The sequence below is a fragment of the Streptomyces sp. NPDC054866 genome, from assembly GCF_053610745.1.
Map to the genome: position 1 here is coordinate 1,072,576 of NZ_JBSGZA010000003.1, position 16,856 is coordinate 1,089,431.

Here is a 16,856-nt window from a genome sequence, read left to right on the forward strand (position 1 = left end):
CCTTGCCCATGCGGCAGTCAGTTGCAGTGACATACGCAGACGCCATACGGAACAGACGTCACAGGAAACTCAGCACTCTCGGGGAGCGCATATGCACATCAGGGGCGACCAGGCCCAGCTGGTCGTCGGGGGACGCCTCGACGTACGCAGCGCGGCGGACGCCCGAACGGTCCTGCACTCGGCCGTCGACGACGGAGCCGGTGACCTGGTGCTCGACCTGTCCGAACTCGACTCGTGGGACGCCACGGGACTCGGCGTCATCATGGGCGCGCACCGGCGCGCGGGTCGGTGCGGACGCCGGCTCGTGCTGCGCAGTGTGCCGCCCCAGATGCAGCGCCTGCTCGTGGCCACCCGGCTGCACAGGATCCTTGCCATCGAGGGCGGCATCGGGGTCGAATCACTGCCCCGTGTGTGAGACACCTCTCGCGCACAATCCTCACGAGACTGTGACGTCTCGGGCGGCGCGGTACCCCGCCCGTTCGGAGATACTGAGCGAAGGTCTAGGGTTCGGTCGCCCACCGTCATGACGAAGACAGACGCCCGAGCGGGGGCACCGGACCAGAAGCGACAGCGCAGTGTGCACAAGGCCGGAGGGGGCTGTGTACACCACGCATCTGGGGGGCTTTGACCATGGACCCGATGAACCGGGGACCGGAAGAGTACGGCCATGACGGCATCAACGACGACGATTCGGCGCGTCCCGTGCGGCCACCGCGCGATCCTCTGACACCAGACTTCGGGCAGCCCGCGCCCGCGCTCGCCCGCACCGTCCAGCTCGTCTCGGGCGACTTCCTGCTCACCGTGAACCCCGTCGACGGCAGCGAGATCGAACCCTGCCCGCCGGGTGAGCGGCCCGCACGGCCCGTCAAGCGCACCGCCGCCGAGCGTGCCGAGCTGCGCCGCGCGTCGGCACCGCCACTGCCGCCGGGGCCCGCACTGCCCCGGCTGCCGCTCCTGGAGCGGCAGGAGGAGCGCGAGCGGCTCGTGCGCCTGCTCGCACGCGGGCGCTCGGTGCGGCTCACCGGTCCCGCGGGCTCGGGGCGCACATCGCTCCTGAACGCCGTCGCCGAAGACTGCGCGGACCTCGCACCGGACGGCGTCGTCCGGCTCTCCGGGTACCACAAGACGCCCGGCGACCTGCTCCAGGACCTCTTCGGCGCGGTCTACAACGCCCCGCTGCACCGCCCCGACCGCGCCCTGCTGCTCGAACTCGTCCACGACATCGGCGCGGTCGTCGTCCTGGACGACCTGGAGTTCGGCGCGGCAGCCCTGGAGGAGCTGCTCGAGGCCACGCCCGAGTGCGCCTTCCTCATCTCCGCGACCCCCGACGTCGCGGCGCCGTCCCCCGACTCGCACCTCGAAGAGGTCTTCCTCGGCGGCCTCGGCCGCAGCGGCGGCCTCGAACTCCTCGAGCGCGCCGTCGGCCGCGTCCTGACGGACGACGAGGCGGGCTGGGCCGGCGACCTCTGGTTCGAGTCGGAGGGGCTGCCCCTGCGCTTCGTCCAGGCGGGCGCCCTGCTGCGCCAGCGCGATCAGCTGCGCGCCGACCCGAACGCCTTCGACGAGTACGGCTACTACGCGGATGCCCCGGTCGACGCGCCCTTCGGCGCCGAGGGCCACGACGTACCGCTGCCCTCGCTCGCCGACGGCGCGGCGCCCGCGGTGCTGCTCGCCTCGCGCCTGAGCCCTTCGGCGCGCACCACGCTGCGTTTCGCCGTCGCGCTCGGCGGCGAGCTGCCGCACCAGGCGCATCTGCCCGCCCTCGTGGGGGACACCCACGCGGACGCGGCCCTCGCCGAACTGGTCTCCACCGCGCTCGTCACGGCGGTCGGCTCGCACTACCGGCTCGCCGCCGGGGTGCGTACGCAGCTGGAGGCGTCCGGGTACGCGGACGACACCGCTGAGCGCGCCCAGAGCGCCGCCCAGCACTACGCCTGGTGGGCGGGGCACCCCTCGGTCGGCCCGGAGAGGGTCGTGGCCGAGGCGGACGCCGTGCTCGCGGCGCTGGGCGTCCTGGTCGCGGGGCAGCCCGCGTCGGGGGCAACGGCCGGCGGCGAGGAGAGCGCCGCTGTGCTGCTCGCCCGCACCGTCGCGCCGGCCTTCGCGGGAGGCCTCGACTGGGGCGCCTGGGAGCGTGCCCTGCGTGCGGGCCAGGAGGCGGCACGGACCGCGGGCGAGGTCGCCGAAGAGGCGTACTTCCACCATGAGCTCGGCATCCTCGCGCTCTGCGGTGGGCAGCTCGACCGGGCCCGCGTCGAACTGGAGGCCTCCATCGGCCTGCGCGGCGCGCTCGCCGACAAGCGGGGCATGATCGCGGGACGCAGGGCCCTCGCCCTGGTCGCCGACCGCTCGGGCAGCGTGCTGCCGGTGCCCGGCATGAGCGCGGCCGCCGGCGAAGAGGTGCCCGACGCGCGCTACGAGGAATCGGCGTCGCCCCCCGGCGGCGTACCGGCGGCGTTCGCGCTGCCCACACCGCCCCCGCAGCCCGAGACCCTGGTCACCCGCAAGGCGCCCGTAGCGGGCGCGGGCGGCCCGGCACCGACCCGCCGCTCCATCATCAACGGCACCCGGCGCAACCTCGTGGCGGCGGGCGCTGGAGCCCTCCTTGCCGCCGTGCTCGGCACGGTGGTGACCCTCGGCGCGACGTCCGACGGCAACGACAACCCGCCCGACAAGGTCAAGACGGAGCAGTCGGCGAGCGAGGACCAGGACGACGACGGCCTGACCGCGGACAAGCCGGCGAAGGACTCGACGAGCCGCCCGGACAGCGACGGCCCGGACAACGTCCCCGGCACGGCGGACGACGGCACGCCGAGCGAGAGCGGCGAACCGTCGGACGAGCCGAGCGACAGCGGCAAGCCGTCCGACGACACCTCGGGCAAGCCGTCCGACAAGCCCACGGACAAGCCGACGACCAAACCGCCCACGACGAAGCCGCCGACGACCAAGCCGCCGACCACGAAGCCGCCCACGACGAAGCCGCCGACAACGCCGCCGCCCACGACCCCGCCGCCGACCACCTCGGCGCCGGACCCGCCGTCGTCCCCGGACACCTCGGATTCGGCGAGCGGCCCGGCGTCGAGCGACAGCGCGTCGGGTTCCAGCTCTGCGTCGACGATCTGACGCACAGCCGGGCCGTACGAGAGAGGGGGCCGGGTCCATGCGGACCCGGCCCCCTCTCTCGTACAAGAACTCCTAGAACAACCGCAGCTTGTCGTCCTCGATGCCGCGCATCGCGTCGTAGTCCAGGACGGCGCAGCCGATGCCGCGGTCCGTGGCGAGCACGCGGGCCTGCGGCTTGATCTCCTGGGCGGCGAAGATGCCCTTGACGGGGGCCAGGTGCGGGTCGCGGTTCAACAGCTCGAGGTAGCGCGTCAGTTGCTCGACGCCGTCGATCTCGCCGCGCCGCTTGATCTCGACGGCGACGGTCTGCCCGTCGGAGTCGCGGCAGAGGATGTCCACGGGGCCGATCGCCGTCATGTACTCGCGCCGGATCAGGGAGTAGCCCTCGCCGAGCGTCTCGATCCGGTCGGCGAGCAGCTCCTGAAGGTGCGCTTCCACGCCGTCCTTGATGAGGCCGGGATCGACGCCCAGTTCGTGCGAGGAGTCGTGCAGGATCTCCTCCATCGTGATGATGAGCTTCTCGCCCCCCTTGTTCACGACGGTCCAGACGCCCGCGTCGTCACCCGCCCCCTCCTTCAAGGTGCAGGGCGGGGACATCCAGTTGAGAGGTTTGTAGGCCCGGTCGTCGGCGTGGATCGAGACACTGCCGTCCGCCTTCACAAGGATCAGGCGGGGGGCCGACGGGAGATGGGCGGTGAGCCTGCCCGCGTAATCCACGGAGCATCGGGCAATGACGAGACGCATGGGGCGCAACGCTACTCGACCCCAGGTGGTCCGCGCGATTCCTCCGGCGATCGCCCTGTTCGATCCTGGCCGGTTATGTTCCCAATCTCCTGGTGCAGCGCGGGTCCGGTGCTTACCGTATAAGCAGGAGGTCGCCATGCGTGCACGCTGCGTGTGCGGATTCCTGCCCCCTGTCCGGAAGCCCCCGCTCCCCGGGGGCGCGAGAGGAGAACCCATGTCGCTCGACGTCTCACCGGCACTGTTGGAACAGGCCGAGCGAGGCGAGGTCGATGAAGCGGAATTCGTCGACTGCGTCCGGACCTCCCTGCCTTACGCATGGGAGATGATCAGCTCCCTGGTGGCCCAGCTGAAGGTTGACGGTGGCGAGTTCGCCGACAATCAGACGCCGCCACCCAACGAGCAGGCTCGCGGCCAGCTCCTGCGGGCGCTCGCGAGCGACGCGATTCGCGGCGCTCTGCAGCGGCACTTCGGAGTACGGCTCGCATTCCAGAACTGCCACCGTGTGGCGGTGTTCCCGCTGGATGCGTCCGTGGACGACAGGCTCGCCCGGTTCACGTCGATCCGGGGCCAGCTGCTCAACCAGTCGCCCGAACTGCGGGACTGCTGAAGCCTTTTGCTGCCGCTCCGTACGCGGGAGGTGTTCTAGTACCGGAGCGGCAGCTCCCCGCCTCAGCGGCTCAGCAGAGCTGGGGCAGCACTTCGGCACCCAGCCTGCGGACGTTCTCCTCCGTCGTCGCCAGGTCGCCCGAGCCCTCGACAAGCAGCGCGAAGCGTGTGATCCCCGTGCGCTCCGAGGTCGCCGCGATCCGGTCGGCGCACAGCTGCGGGGTGCCCACCGGATGCAGTCCGCAGAGCAGTTCCGTGTACGCGAGCGGGTCCCGCATGGCCCGTGCGCGGCCGTCGACCGTGACATGGGCGTCGAGCCCCTGCTTGAGCCAGCCCGGCATCGCCTTCTGCAGCGTCTCCGCCGCGTCCAGGCGCCGGTCCGCGATCTGCGCGACCCCGGCCGAGACGTGCGAGGCCCGCAGGACCTCCTCCGGCGTGCGCCCCGCGGCGCGCGCGTGCCTGCCCCACAACGCCACCATTTCGGCCTTCTCCTCGTCGCCGACGTGCATGCCGAGCAGCATCGGCAGCCCGCGTTCCGCCGCGAGCCGCACGCTGGACGGCGAGGTGCAGGCGACGATCACCTCGGGGCCTTCAGCCGTCCCCCCGGTGCCCTCGCCGGTGCCGGTCAGCGCCTCCTGCGGCCGCGGCACCACGGCGACCTCGCGGAAGGGGAAGCGGTCCGCATCGCTCGCGACCCGGGGCTCGCTCAGCCACCGCAGCAGCAGATCGAGCGACTCCGGGAAGCCCTTCTCGTACGCGTCGAGGCCCGACCCGAAGACCTCCAGGTCCACCCACGGCCCGCCGCGCCCCACGCCCAGCGAGAAGCGCCCGCCGGACGTCAGATGCAGCAGCGCCGCCTGCTCGCCCAGGGCGACGGGATGAACGGTCGGCAGGACGCTCACGGCGGTGCCGACCCGGATGCGCCGCGTACGCCCGAGAAGCAGCGCGGCGAGGGTCACGGCGGACGGACACGTGCCGTACGGCACGAAGTGGTGCTCGCCGAGCCAGACCGAGTCGAGACCCGCCTCCTCGGCCACCTCGGCGGACCGCACCGCACGGTGCAGCGCCTCTCCCTGCCCCTGTCCCGGGAACTGGGCGGCCAGAACAAAACTACCTACACGCATCGCACTCCTGCCTCCTTGGCGCCGACGCAGGCACTCCCCCTACGGGCAACAACGCATGACACGTGCCAAAGGCACGGCTTGGCATGAAGATTGACGGATTTTCTGCGAAATGCAGGGGGGATCTGTGGGGGTTGGTGCAGGACGCCTACCCGTGTCCGCGCCGCGTAGGCTGGACTCACCCCTGGCCCCCGTACATCCCGTGAGGTGTCCCGTGTCCCCGCGTCGCAACCGCCCGAAGGGCGCCGGAGTAGACAGCCCGCGCACGGACGGGGAACCGACGGGCCGCTACGGCGGCTTCCAGTCCACCGAGAGCTGGCAGGGCGAGCAGTGGAGCCTGCGCCACGTCGCGGGCGCGAGCGCGGCCGGCAAGAGCTACCGCTGCCCCGGCTGCGACCAGGAGATCCCCTCCGGGGTCGCGCATGTGGTGGCCTGGCCCGAGCACTCGGGCGTCGACGAGCGCAGACACTGGCACAAGGCCTGCTGGAACGCGAAGGACCGCCGCACCACGCGGGTGCAGCGGTCCCGTAACGCGCCGAGGTACTGAGGAGTACAGAGGATCCCGGCGGCGGTTACACGTCGCGCTTCTCCAGGAGGGCGAAGGCGCCGACGATCGCGGCCGCCGTCACGCCGACGAGCAGCAGCAGCTGCGAGGTGCCGCCGCCCGTCCCGTCCATCTCGAAGATCTTGGCGAGCGAGTTGATGGCGTTGTAGTCCATCATCTTCTCGCCGAGCGGGCGCGTGCCCTCGGAGATCATCAGGAACACGGGCAGGATCGCGGGTACGAGGACCACGCCGAGCATCGCGGTGATCGCGCCCGCGGAGTGGCGCAGCATCGATCCGGCGGCGAGCGCGAGGACGCCAAGGAGCGAGACGTAGAGCCCGCCCTTGAGGACCGTGCCCGCCCAGTCGACGTCGCCCGCCTCGGGGCCGCTGTGCATCCCCGACGTCATCAGGCCCACAAGGAGGACGGAGCCCGCGGCGACGACGAAGGCGATCACGAAGAAGATCAGGATCTTGGCGGCGAGCACGCGATAGCGCTGCGGCGACGCCGTGAACGTCGTACGGATCATGCCCGTGCCGTACTCGGACGACGTCACCAGGACGCCGAGCGTGATCAGGCAGATCTGGCCGAGCACGAGACCGAAGAACGCGGGGATCGTGAACGGCACGTCCGCGTAGTCGCGGTCCTGCGTGTTCACGGCCACGAGCAGGCCGATGCCGACGACCAGGAGGAAGAAGACGCCGAGGGTCCACATCGTCGAACGGACCGACTTGATCTTCGTCCACTCGGAGGCCAGGGCGTTGCCGAGGTGGGTCTTCTTGACCGGGATCGGCGAGGTGTAGGCGTTGTTCATCGCCTGCTGCCAGGCGGAGGGCGGCGCGGGGGCGGCCGGCGGGGGAGCCATCGGAGCGCCCTGCGGCATGGGAGCGCCCTGCGGCATCGGGGCGCCCTGCGGGGGAGCGCCTGCCTGTGCGTACGCCTGCTGGGGCTGCGCCTGCGGCTGCGGAGTCGGAGGCGTGGTCATCGGGCATCCTCGTTGTCGTTGGCGCTCTTGGTCATCTCAGGTGCGGCGGCGGCCGCGTAAGGGTTGGGGGCACCCTGCGCGGGGCCCTGAGGGGCCCCTTGCGGCATCGCGAACGGCTGGCCGCCCTGCTGGGGCGGCGGCGGTGCGTACCACCCGGGCTGGCCCTGTCCCGGCACCGGCATCGGCTGCTGCGGCATCGCGCCCGGCGGCAGCTGCTGCTGAAGGCCCGCGCGCTGGTCGACCGTCGAGCGGTAGTCGACGGCGCCCTGCGTCATCCGCATGTACGCCTCTTCCAGTGAGGCCTGGTGCGGGGAGAGCTCCCACACGCGGACGTCGGCGCCGTGCGCGAGGTCGCTGATGCGGGGGAGCGGGAGCCCGGTCACGCGCAGCGCGCCGTCCTGCTCGGGCATGACCTGGCCGCCCGCCTCGCTGAGCGCGGCCGACAGCTTCTCGCGCTGCTGGACGTCACCCTCCGGCGTACGCACGCGGGCGAAGTCGGCGGAGTTGTGCGAGATGAAGTCCTTGACGCTCATGTCCGCGAGCATCTGCCCGCGGCCGATCACGATCAGGTGCTCGGCGGTGAGCGCCATCTCGCTCATCAGGTGCGAGGAGACGAAGACCGTGCGTCCCTCGGCGGCGAGGGACTTCATCAGGTTCCTGACCCAGAGGATGCCCTCGGGGTCGAGGCCGTTGACCGGCTCGTCGAAGAGCAGCACCTGCGGGTCGCCGAGCAGGGCGGCGGCGATGCCCAGGCGCTGGCCCATGCCGAGCGAGAAGCCCTTGGAGCGCTTCTTCGCCACGTCCTGGAGGCCCACGACGCCGAGCACCTCGTCGACCCGGCGGGCCGGGATGCCGGAGAGCTGCGCGAGGCACAGGAGGTGGTTGCGGGCGTGCCTGCCGCCGTGCACCGCCTTGGCGTCGAGCAGCGCGCCGACCTGGCGGGGGGCGTTGGGGAGCTTGCGGTACGGGTAGCCGCCGATCGTCACCTGGCCCGTGGTGGGTTGGTCGAGCCCGAGGATCATGCGCATGGTCGTCGACTTGCCGGAGCCGTTCGGGCCCAGGAAGCCGGTGACCGTGCCGGGTCGCACCTGAAAGGAAAGGTTGTACACGGCTGTCTTGGCGCCATAGCGCTTTGTCAGGCCGACTGCCTCGATCATTCTCCGCACCCATCGAATGGTTCAGGACGTCGGGGCACACGCCCCCGTAAGGGTTAGGAGGATATCGGGGAGCTGACGGTTCCAGCCAAGAGCGGGTGCTGCATCTTTCCGGGCCAGGCATCCGTCAGAGCCCGATCGCCCCTTCGGCATCCGGCAGCAAGCCTGGTTGCCGCAGGACCCAGCTCTCCTCGGCGAAGATGCGGGTCCCGGACTCGCGCACCGCACGGTCGGTGGCCGCCTTCCGCACCCAGCTCGCCGGATCGGGGCCGAGCAGGTCCCGCAGGCGCGGTGACGCCTCGATCAGCGAGGCGAGCAGCGTGGCTTGGTGGCCGCCCCCGGGCCGGGGCAGTCCGGTGCCGGGGGCGGCGAGGACGCCGCGCGCGCTGACGTAGAGGAACGCGCCGTCGAGCCGTTCTCCGGACGGCATGGTCATCGCGAAGTCGCCCGGAAGGAGCCCCCGCCGGTAGTTGGGCAACTCCGTCCCGTCGACCGCCCGGAGCTGGTCCTGATCGAGCCAGCTCACGACGAGGGAGGTTTCGATCACCGGATCGAAGTAGGGGGCCGCCGCCACATAACCGGCCCGCCCGATGTGCGCCGAGCAGCCCACGGCGATGCCGCGCACCCGCACCGGGACCATCGGCACGGCGGCGGCGATGCCGCGCCGCACGAGCTTGTACGCGACCTGCGCGGGCGAGGCGTTCGACCCGACAGCGATGACGGGCCACCGGCGGCCGACGGGGGCCTGACCGCGCCCGGCCAGCGCCTCGTCGAGAGTCCGTCCCGCCACGTGCCACTGCCCGAGCGGCAGCGGACGTACACCGAGGGGCAGGAGCTCGTCGCCGGTCAGGAGGGAGGGCGAGAGGACCGGCCGCCCCGGATAGGCCAGCGGTTGCAGCGCGGGCACGACGTCGAGGCCGAGCGCGGCCAGGCTCAGGTCCTGCGCCATCACACCCCCTCGTGGGACTAGGCGTCCCGCTTCTTCAGTAGGACGTAGCCGCCGATCAGTGCGACCACGACCCACACCACCATGATCCCGAGCCCGCCCCAGGGCCCGTACGGGGTGTCGTCGTCCAATGGCGTCTTCACCTGCATGATCTTGCTGCCGGCCTGGTCGGGGAGGAAGCGGCCGATCTTCTTCGTCGCCGACACGTTGCCCAGGATGCTGGAGATGAGGAAGAAGAACGGCATCAGGATGCCAAGGGACAGCATCGGACTGCGCAGCATCGTCGCGACGCCCATCGAGAACATCGCGATGAGCGTCATGTAGAGCCCGCCGCCGATCACCGCACGCAGCACGCCGGGATCGCCGATCAGCGCCTTGTGCTCGCCGAGCATCGCCTGACCCACGAAGAACGCGATGAAGCTCGTGACCAGGCCCACCACCAGACAGAGCAGCGTGGCGATCGCGACCTTGCTCGCCATGAAGGTGGCGCGCTGCGGGACAGCGGAGAGCGAGGTGCGGATCATGCCGGTGCTGTACTCGTTCGAGACGACGAGCACACCGAAGACGATCATCGCGAGCTGGCCGAGGCTCATCCCGGCGAAGCTGGTGAAGGTCGGGTCGAAGACCCTGCGGTCCTGGGCGTTGAGGCTGTCGTAGTCGTTCTTCGCCAGGATGCTGATCAGCAGGCCGAGCCCGACCGTGACGACCACGGCGAGACCCAGCGTCCACACGGTCGACGAGACGGAGCGGATCTTGGTCCACTCCGACTTCAGTACCTGCGTCGCGGCCATCGCTCAGGACCCCTTCTTCGGCTGCTGCCAGCTCTCGCCCCAGCCCGCGGCCCGCACGGGGGGCGGCGGGGCGGCGCCGGGGCCCGCGTGGTCGGCGTGCGCGTGGTACTCCACCGACTCCGCGGTGAGCTGCATGAAGGCCTCTTCCAGCGAGGCCCGCTGGGGGCTCAGTTCATGGAGTACGAGCTGATGGCGGGCGGCGAGCTCACCGAGGTCCTCGGAGGGGGTGCCGTCGACTTCGAGGGTGCCGTTGCCCGCCTCGACGGCGGTGACGCCCTCCTGGTGCAGCACATCGAGGAGACGCTCGCGCTGCGGGGAGCGCAGCCGGACGTAACTGCGGGAGTTCTGGTGGATGAAGTCCGCCATGGAGGTGTCGGCGAGGAGCCGGCCCTGCCCGATGACGACGAGGTGGTCGGCGGTCAGCGCCATTTCACTCATCAGGTGGGAGGAGACGAAGACCGTACGCCCCTGTGAGGCCAGGGACTTCATCAGGTTCCGGATCCAGTGGATGCCCTCCGGGTCGAGCCCGTTGACCGGCTCGTCGAACATCAGGATCTCGGGATCACCGAGCAGCGCGCCCGCGATGCCGAGCCGCTGGCCCATGCCGAGCGAGAAGCCCTTGGCCTTCTTCCTGGCGACCTGCGTCAGGCCCACGGTGTCCAGGACCTCGTGGACGCGGGCGCGCGGGATGCCGTTGCTCTGCGCGAGGCACAGGAGATGGTTGAAGGCGCTGCGCCCACCGTGCATGGCCTTGGCGTCGAGCAGGGCGCCGATGTACTTGAGGGGGTCCTTCAGCTGGGCGTAGCGCTTGCCGTCGATACGCGCGGCCCCTGCCGTGGGGTTGTCGAGCCCGAGCATCATCCGCATCGTCGTGGACTTGCCGGCGCCGTTCGGCCCGAGGAAGCCGGTGACGATGCCCGGATGCACGGTGAAGGTGAGGTCGTTGACGGCCAGCTTCTCGCCGTACCGCTTGGTCAGCCCCTCGAGCTCGATCATGCGGCCACGCTAAAACGGGACAGAGCCCCCTGCCACTTGGGCAGAGGGCTCTGAAAGCGTCCCGAGAGGGCTACGCGCTCAACGCGTCTGCTGAGCGGGAACTCCACGAGAGACCGGCTCGTCCTCGGCAGGCGTACCCGCCGCGGCGACGGCCGCACCCGTGAGGGTGGCCAGCATCTCGCGCACGTTGGTGAGCTGGGCGTTGATGCTGTCCCGACGGTTCGTCAGAGCGGCGAGCTCCCGCTCGGACTCGCTCCGGATCCGGTCCGCCTTGGCGTTGGCATCGGCGACGATGTCCTCGGCCTGACGCTGAGCGGTCTCGACGGTCTGGCGAGCGCGACGCTCCGCGTCCGTACGCAGCTTCTCCGCCTCGAGACGAAGCTGCTCCGCACGGTGCTCGATCTCCGCGAGGCGCTTCTCGGCCTTGGCCTGACGCGAGGCCAGGTCACGCTCCGACTGCTCGCGGCGCTTGGCGAGGTTCGTCTCGAAGTCGGCCGCGGCCTGGGCGGCCTTGGCGCGGGTCTCCTCGAAGAGGGCGTCCGCCTCCTCGCGCTTCTGCTGAGCGTCCTTCTGCGCCTCGCTGCGCAGCGTGCCCGCCTCGCCCTTGGCCTTCTCGACGATCCGGACGCCCTCGTCCTCCGCCTTGGCCTTGCGCTCGGCCGCGAACGACTCGGCGTCGTTGCGCACCTGCTGGGCCGCCGACTCGGCGAGCTCGCGGTGCTGCTCGGCTGCGCGACGAGCCTCCTCGCGCAGGTCCTTCGCCTCCTCCTCGGCGAGGCGGAGGATCTTCTCGACACGGGCACCGAGGCCCGCGTACGACGGTTCGGCGTCGGCTACCTGCGCCTGCGCGTTCTGCGTCTCGAGGTGCAGCTCCTCAATGCGCTTTTCCAGAGCAGTGATACGAGCAAGAGCGCTGTCACGGTCGGAGACGAGCTTGGAGATACGTTCGTCCACCTGAGCGCGGTCGTACCCACGCCGCACAAGCTCGAAGCCGTAGGGGGAAGTGTCGCTCATGGGGTTCCTGTCGAATGAGACCGGTGAGGTGATAGGGGGAATCCTAGGGGTCCAAGCGGCGTGTCATCGAGCAGATGCCCGTTTGATCTGGAGAATGACACCCCTTTTGAGTGGCTAACCGCCGGAGTACTTGCCAGCGACAGTGCCGAAGGTCCTTACAAAGCACGCGAGATGTTCTTTGGCTAGCCCTCGGACGGCTTGCCACCCGATCGGGTCGAGCCCGCCGCCGCACCGGCCTTGACGCCACCATCCTTGGGGCCGGGGACCGATGGGGCCTCAAAAGATTCCAACGCCTCCAACACGTCCTGGACACGGGAAATCTCGGCGTTGATGTCCTCGCGGCGCCGGACGAGAACCTCGAGCTCGCGTTTGCCCTCGTCGACCGTCCGCTCGGCCTCGGCCTGCGCCTCCGCCTTGACGCGCTCGGCCTCGCGCACCAGCTCGGCCACCTTCGTCTCGGCCTCCTTGAGCAGCGCCTCGGCCCGCTTCACCGCGGAGATGCGGACCTTGCCGGCCTCGGAACTCGCGTCCGACACCAGCTCCTTGGCCTGCGCCTCGGCCTCGGCACGCTGCTCCTCCGCGGCCTTCACCAGGGCGTCGCAGCGCTCACCGGCCGTCTTCATCGCCTCGGCGGACTCGCGGCGCGCACGCTCGTGCAGCTCCTCGATCTCCGCGGTGAGGCGGTCGCGCTGCTCCTCGGAGCGCTCCCTTATCGCCGTCGCGTCCCGGCGGGCGCCGACGAGCAGTTCGTCCGCGTCCGTACGGGCCTTCTCCACCAGGGAGTTGCCCTCGACGCGCGCCTCGGAGACAAGACGGTCGGCCTCCGTGCGGGCGGCGCCGACCATCGTGTCGGCCTGCGCCTCCGCTTCCGTGGTCGCCTTGAGCGCCTTCTCCTGGGCGTCGCTCGTCAGCTTCTCGGCCTCGGCCGCCGCCTCCGTGATGAGCGTGTCGACCTGCTCGGCCGCCTCGGAGCGGCGCTTGTTGGCCGCCTGGCGCGCCTCGTCCAGGGTGTGTTCGGCCTCGTCCCGGGCCTGCGAGGTGAGCCGCTCGGCCTCGGCCGCCGCCTCCGCCTTGACGCGCTCGGCCTCGGACCGGATGCGCTCGGCGTGCTGCTGGGCGGAGCCGACCGTCTCCGCGGCGTCCGCGCGCAGCCGCTCGGCGTCGCCCGTCGCGTCCGAGATGAGCTTCTCGGCCTTGGCCACCGACTCCGAGCGCACCCGCTCGGCCTCGGCGGTCGTCTCGGCCTTGAGCCGCTCGGCCTCCGCGACCGTCTCGTTCTGCAGCCGCTCGGCCTCGCTGCGCGCCTCTCCGATCAACTGGTCGGCCTGGCTCGCCGCGTCACTGCGGATGCGGTTGGCGTCCTCGCGGGCGTCGGCGCGGGTGCGGGACGCGTCCTGCTCGGCCGAAGCGATCGCGTCCGAGGCTTCCGTACGCGAACGCTGGGCGTACTCGGAGGCGTCCGAACGCAGCCGCTCGGCCTCCGCGATCGCCTCCGAAACGGTGCGCTCGGCAAGGGACTTGGCGGCCTCGGTCTCTTCGTTCGCCTCGCGCCGGGTGCGGGTGGCGTCCTCGGCGGCGCGCTCCCGCTCGGCGTACGCGTCGGCGCGGACGCGGTCCGCCTCTTCCTGCGCCTCGGTCCTCGTGCGCTCCGCCGCGTGCTCGGCGGCGCTGCGCAGGCCCGCGATCTCCTCCTGCGCGGCCTCCTGCAAGCCCGCAACGGAGTCCCGTACGGACTGGGCGGTCTGCTCGGCGCTGGAGACCATCTCGGTCGCCCTGCGGTCGGCTTCCTCGACGAGGCGGACGGCCTCGGCCTGCGCCTCCTCGACGCGCTTGCGTGCGGACGCGAGGAGTTCCTCGCTCTGCCCGCGGGCCCGCTCGCGCTCCTGGTCGGCCTCGCCGCGCGCGGAGCTGAGGGTCTCCTCGGCCTCCCTGCGACGCCTCGCGGCCTCCTCCTGGGCTGCGGACAGCGCCTCGGCGGCCTCCGCGCCCACGCGCTCGGCGGCGGCTGCGGCCTCCGAGCGCAGCCGGTCGGCCGACTCCTGGGCCTCCGTCTTGAGCCGCTCGGCCTCGGCGGCGGCGTCCGAACGCAGCCGCACGGCGACGTTCTCGCCCTCGGCGCGCGCCTGCGACGCGTCGGCGGCGGCCTCGGTGCGCAGCCGCTCGGCCTCGGTCTCGGCCTGCGACTGAAGGGTGCGGATCCGCTCGGCGGACTCCGAACGCAGGCGGTCCGTCTCGTCCGACGCCTCCTTGCGGATGCGCTCGGCCTCCGCACGGGCGTCGGTCAGCGCCTGCTCGGCGGAGGCGAGACGCTCCTCGGCCTCCGTGTGCAGGCGCGTCAGCTCGTCGGCCGCCTCGGCCTGACGTGCCGCTATCGCCCGCTCGGTCTCCTCGTGCAGGGCCCGCGCGGCGTCCTCGGCCTCGGTCTTCGTGGCCTCGGCCTGCTCGGCGGCCTCCTCGCGGTGCCGCTCGGCCTCCGCGCGGGTGCGCTCCAGGGTCTCCTCGGCCTGCTTGCGCAGGCTCGTCGCGCGCTCGATGGCCTCGGTGCGCATCCGCTCGCTGTCGGCGGTGGCCGCCGACCGCAGCTCGTCCGCGTCGGCTTTCGCCTTGGCGAGCAGCTCCTCGGCGGACTTGGCCGCTTCCTCGATCTGCTGGACGGCCTCGCGCCGGGCCTCGCCACGGATCCGCTCACCCTCGGTGACCGCGTCGGCCCGCAGCTGCTCGGCATCGCCGCGCAGCCTGCGCGCCTCCTCCTGCAGCTCGACGGTCTTGGCGCGGTACTCCTTGGTGTCGTCCTTCGCCGTGCCCTTGAGCTGCTCGGCGATGTCGTGCGCCTCGGCGCGCAGCCGGTCCGCCTCGGCCTCGGCCTCGCTGCGGATCCGCTCGGCCTGCTCGGTGGCGGCCTTCGTCGTCTCCTTGGCGTCCTTGGACGCCTTGTCGAGTACGTCCTCCGCGGTGCGCGCGGCCTTGGCGAGCTGGCCCGCGGTCTCCTCGGCGGTGATCGTGCGCGCCTTCTCGGCGGCTTCCTTGATCAGCTGCTCGGCCTCGGCACGGGCGTCGGCGACGAGTTGCTCGGCCTCGGACCTGGTGGCCTCGGCCTCCTTAGTGGCCTCGCCCACCAGACGGGCGACCTGCTCCTTGGCGGTGCGCGTGCGCTGTTCGTTGGCGCCCTCGGCTGCCGAGAGCTGCTTGGCCGCCAGTTCCTTGGCTTCGGTGACGACCTTGTCGGCCTCCGCGCGCGCCTCGCGCAGAGCCGTCTCGGCCTCCGCCATGCGCTGCTCGGCGGCCCGGCTCGCCTCGGTGGCCTGACGGCGCGCCTGCTCGGACTCCGTGGCCGTGGAGGAACGCAGCTGCTCCGCGTGGTCGGTGGCCTCCTGCGCCTGCGTGGACGCGGCGTTCAGGAGGCGCTCGGCGTCCGAGCGGGCCCGGCGCAGGATGGCCTCGGCCTCGGCGCGGGCGGCCTCGGCGTCGCTCGAAAGGCGCTGGCGGGCCTCTTCGGCCACGCGCTCGGCCTCCGCGCGGGCGGCGGCCAGAGCCTGGTCGGCCTCGGCGCGTGACTCGTCGAGCAGGCGGCGCGCCTGCTGTTCGGTGCGCGCCCGCAGCTGCTCGGCCCACGCCACGTTCTCGTTGACGTGCGACTCGACGGTCTGGCGGCGCTCGGACAGCTCCTGGTCGAGTTGCTGACGGCGTGACACCGCCTCGGAGTGCAGCTCGGACTGGAGCCTGGCCTGCTGCTCGGCGTGCTCCTGGAGGATGCGCTGGGTCTGCGCACGGGCGTCGCGCAGCTCCCGCTCGGCGTCCTGGCGCAGCTGGTCGGCCTGGATCTGGGCATTACGGAGCAACTGCTCGGCCTGGTAACCGATGTCCGCGCCGTCATAGGCAGGGCGGGACGCGAGGTTACGGCGCGCCTCGTGCAGCTTGGCGCGCAACACCTCGACCTGATAGCCGAGGTCTTCGGCGTGCTGAACAGCCTTCTCTCGCTCGGTCTTCAGCCGGTCCATCTCGGCCTCGAACCGCGAAAGATGGTCCGTCTCAGCCCGCGAGCTCTCTTGGCGTTCGTAGCCCCGCACTGCGCGGTCCCATCCTTCCCCAAGCTCTCAACTGCGTTCGAGCAGGGGAGACCCCACTCCAAGCTCTGCACTTCGATCGAGCAGGGAGGCCCCCGCTCTGGTCGCAAGTTTCGTACGAGCCCTGTCCATCCGCCGAACGGGGCCCAAGGGGAATGGTGTCAGATCAACAGCAGAGCTTGGGCTGCTGCCCTGACGCTCGTCCCCCGAAACCCGGACCCCGGCAAGCTGCCGCCCAGCGTACGGACGGCCGGCCGCCCAAACTTCGGACGGCCGCCCCCAACCCTACCGGCCCAAGTATGCGGAGGTCAGTGCTCCGGTGACTCCTGGGCTGCCGAGGTGACGAGTTCGGTCAGCACACCGTGACAGTCCTTGGGGTGCAGGAAGGTGATGCGGGATCCCATGGACCCGATGCGGGGCTCCTCGTAAAGGACGCGTACGCCCTTGTCCTTGATGGCCGCGGCGTCGCCGTCCACGTCCGCGGTGCCGAAAGCGATGTGGTGCACGCCCTCGCCGTTCTTCGCCAGCCACTTGCCCACGGCGGAGTCATCGCGAGTGGGTTCGAGGAGCTGCAGGTAGGAAGCGCCGCCGTCACCCGTCTCATTGATCTTGAGCATGGCCTCGCGCACCCCCTGCTCCTCATTGACCTCGGTGTGGAACACCGTGAAGCCATATGTCTCCCGGTAGAACTCGACGGTCTTGTCGAGGTCGAAACAGGCGATCCCGATGTGATCGATTCGCGTCAGCATGTTTTTAAGTGCAGCCCTT

At 71.2% G+C, this 16,856-nt stretch carries 14 protein-coding genes; 4 read left to right on the forward strand and 10 right to left on the reverse strand.

What is annotated here, in order from left to right; all coding sequences use genetic code 11:
- The first annotated feature begins 91 nt into the window (after positions 1-91).
- Both ACWGI2_RS20320 and ACWGI2_RS20325 read left to right on the forward strand, forming a co-directional pair.
- The gene (locus tag ACWGI2_RS20320; RefSeq protein ID WP_160507247.1) at positions 92-415 is read left to right on the forward strand and encodes an STAS domain-containing protein; all 324 of its coding nucleotides are present in this window, start codon (positions 92-94) and stop codon (positions 413-415) included.
- Positions 416-630: 215 nt separating this feature from the next.
- Entirely contained in the window at positions 631-3,123 is a 2,493-nt protein-coding gene (locus ACWGI2_RS20325; RefSeq protein WP_453696647.1) for an ATP-binding protein, read from the forward strand.
- Positions 3,124-3,195: 72 nt separating this feature from the next.
- Here ACWGI2_RS20325 and nucS read toward each other — a convergent pair whose 3' ends face one another.
- Complete coding sequence (gene nucS / locus ACWGI2_RS20330) at positions 3,196-3,867, reverse strand: endonuclease NucS (protein ID WP_160507249.1); 672 nt, start codon at positions 3,865-3,867, stop codon at positions 3,196-3,198.
- Between the two features lie 214 nt (positions 3,868-4,081).
- Between nucS and ACWGI2_RS20335 the strand changes: the two genes are divergently transcribed.
- The gene (locus tag ACWGI2_RS20335; RefSeq protein ID WP_160507250.1) at positions 4,082-4,474 is read left to right on the forward strand and encodes an SCO5389 family protein; all 393 of its coding nucleotides are present in this window, start codon (positions 4,082-4,084) and stop codon (positions 4,472-4,474) included.
- Between the two features lie 70 nt (positions 4,475-4,544).
- Here ACWGI2_RS20335 and ACWGI2_RS20340 read toward each other — a convergent pair whose 3' ends face one another.
- On the reverse strand, positions 4,545-5,597 hold the full coding sequence (locus ACWGI2_RS20340) for an LLM class flavin-dependent oxidoreductase (RefSeq protein WP_453696649.1): 1,053 nt from the start codon (positions 5,595-5,597) through the stop codon (positions 4,545-4,547).
- Between the two features lie 211 nt (positions 5,598-5,808).
- Here ACWGI2_RS20340 and ACWGI2_RS20345 point away from each other — a divergent pair, with 211 nt between their 5' ends.
- On the forward strand, positions 5,809-6,141 hold the full coding sequence (locus ACWGI2_RS20345) for an ATP/GTP-binding protein (protein WP_453696650.1): 333 nt from the start codon (positions 5,809-5,811) through the stop codon (positions 6,139-6,141).
- 25 nt (positions 6,142-6,166) lie between these two features.
- On the opposite strand, the gene ACWGI2_RS20350 is transcribed toward ACWGI2_RS20345, so the two are convergent.
- From ACWGI2_RS20350 to mce, 8 genes are all read right to left on the reverse strand, one after another.
- Positions 6,167-7,003 carry an ABC transporter permease gene (locus tag ACWGI2_RS20350; RefSeq protein WP_453398119.1) on the reverse strand — a complete coding sequence of 279 codons (837 nt, stop codon included), beginning with the start codon at positions 7,001-7,003 and terminating at the stop codon, positions 6,167-6,169.
- Positions 7,004-7,119: 116 nt separating this feature from the next.
- Positions 7,120-8,280, reverse strand: coding sequence for an ABC transporter ATP-binding protein (locus ACWGI2_RS20355; RefSeq protein WP_453397950.1), 1,161 nt, complete (start codon positions 8,278-8,280; stop codon positions 7,120-7,122).
- Positions 8,281-8,404: 124 nt separating this feature from the next.
- Complete coding sequence (locus ACWGI2_RS20360) at positions 8,405-9,226, reverse strand: hypothetical protein (protein ID WP_453696652.1); 822 nt, start codon at positions 9,224-9,226, stop codon at positions 8,405-8,407.
- Between the two features lie 17 nt (positions 9,227-9,243).
- Positions 9,244-10,014 carry an ABC transporter permease gene (locus ACWGI2_RS20365; RefSeq protein ID WP_160507255.1) on the reverse strand — a complete coding sequence of 257 codons (771 nt, stop codon included), beginning with the start codon at positions 10,012-10,014 and terminating at the stop codon, positions 9,244-9,246.
- 3 nt (positions 10,015-10,017) lie between these two features.
- Positions 10,018-11,010, reverse strand: coding sequence for an ABC transporter ATP-binding protein (locus ACWGI2_RS20370; RefSeq protein WP_453696654.1), 993 nt, complete (start codon positions 11,008-11,010; stop codon positions 10,018-10,020).
- A gap of 78 nt (positions 11,011-11,088) precedes the next feature.
- Complete coding sequence (locus tag ACWGI2_RS20375; protein ID WP_344529168.1) at positions 11,089-12,024, reverse strand: coiled-coil domain-containing protein; 936 nt, start codon at positions 12,022-12,024, stop codon at positions 11,089-11,091.
- A gap of 182 nt (positions 12,025-12,206) precedes the next feature.
- The gene (gene scy, locus ACWGI2_RS20380; RefSeq protein WP_453696655.1) at positions 12,207-16,091 is read right to left on the reverse strand and encodes a polarized growth protein Scy; all 3,885 of its coding nucleotides are present in this window, start codon (positions 16,089-16,091) and stop codon (positions 12,207-12,209) included.
- A gap of 305 nt (positions 16,092-16,396) precedes the next feature.
- Positions 16,397-16,837 (reverse strand): methylmalonyl-CoA epimerase, encoded by a 441-nt coding sequence (mce, locus tag ACWGI2_RS20385; protein WP_160507259.1) that lies wholly within the window; start codon positions 16,835-16,837, stop codon positions 16,397-16,399.
- Between the last annotated feature and the right edge of the window lie 19 nt (positions 16,838-16,856).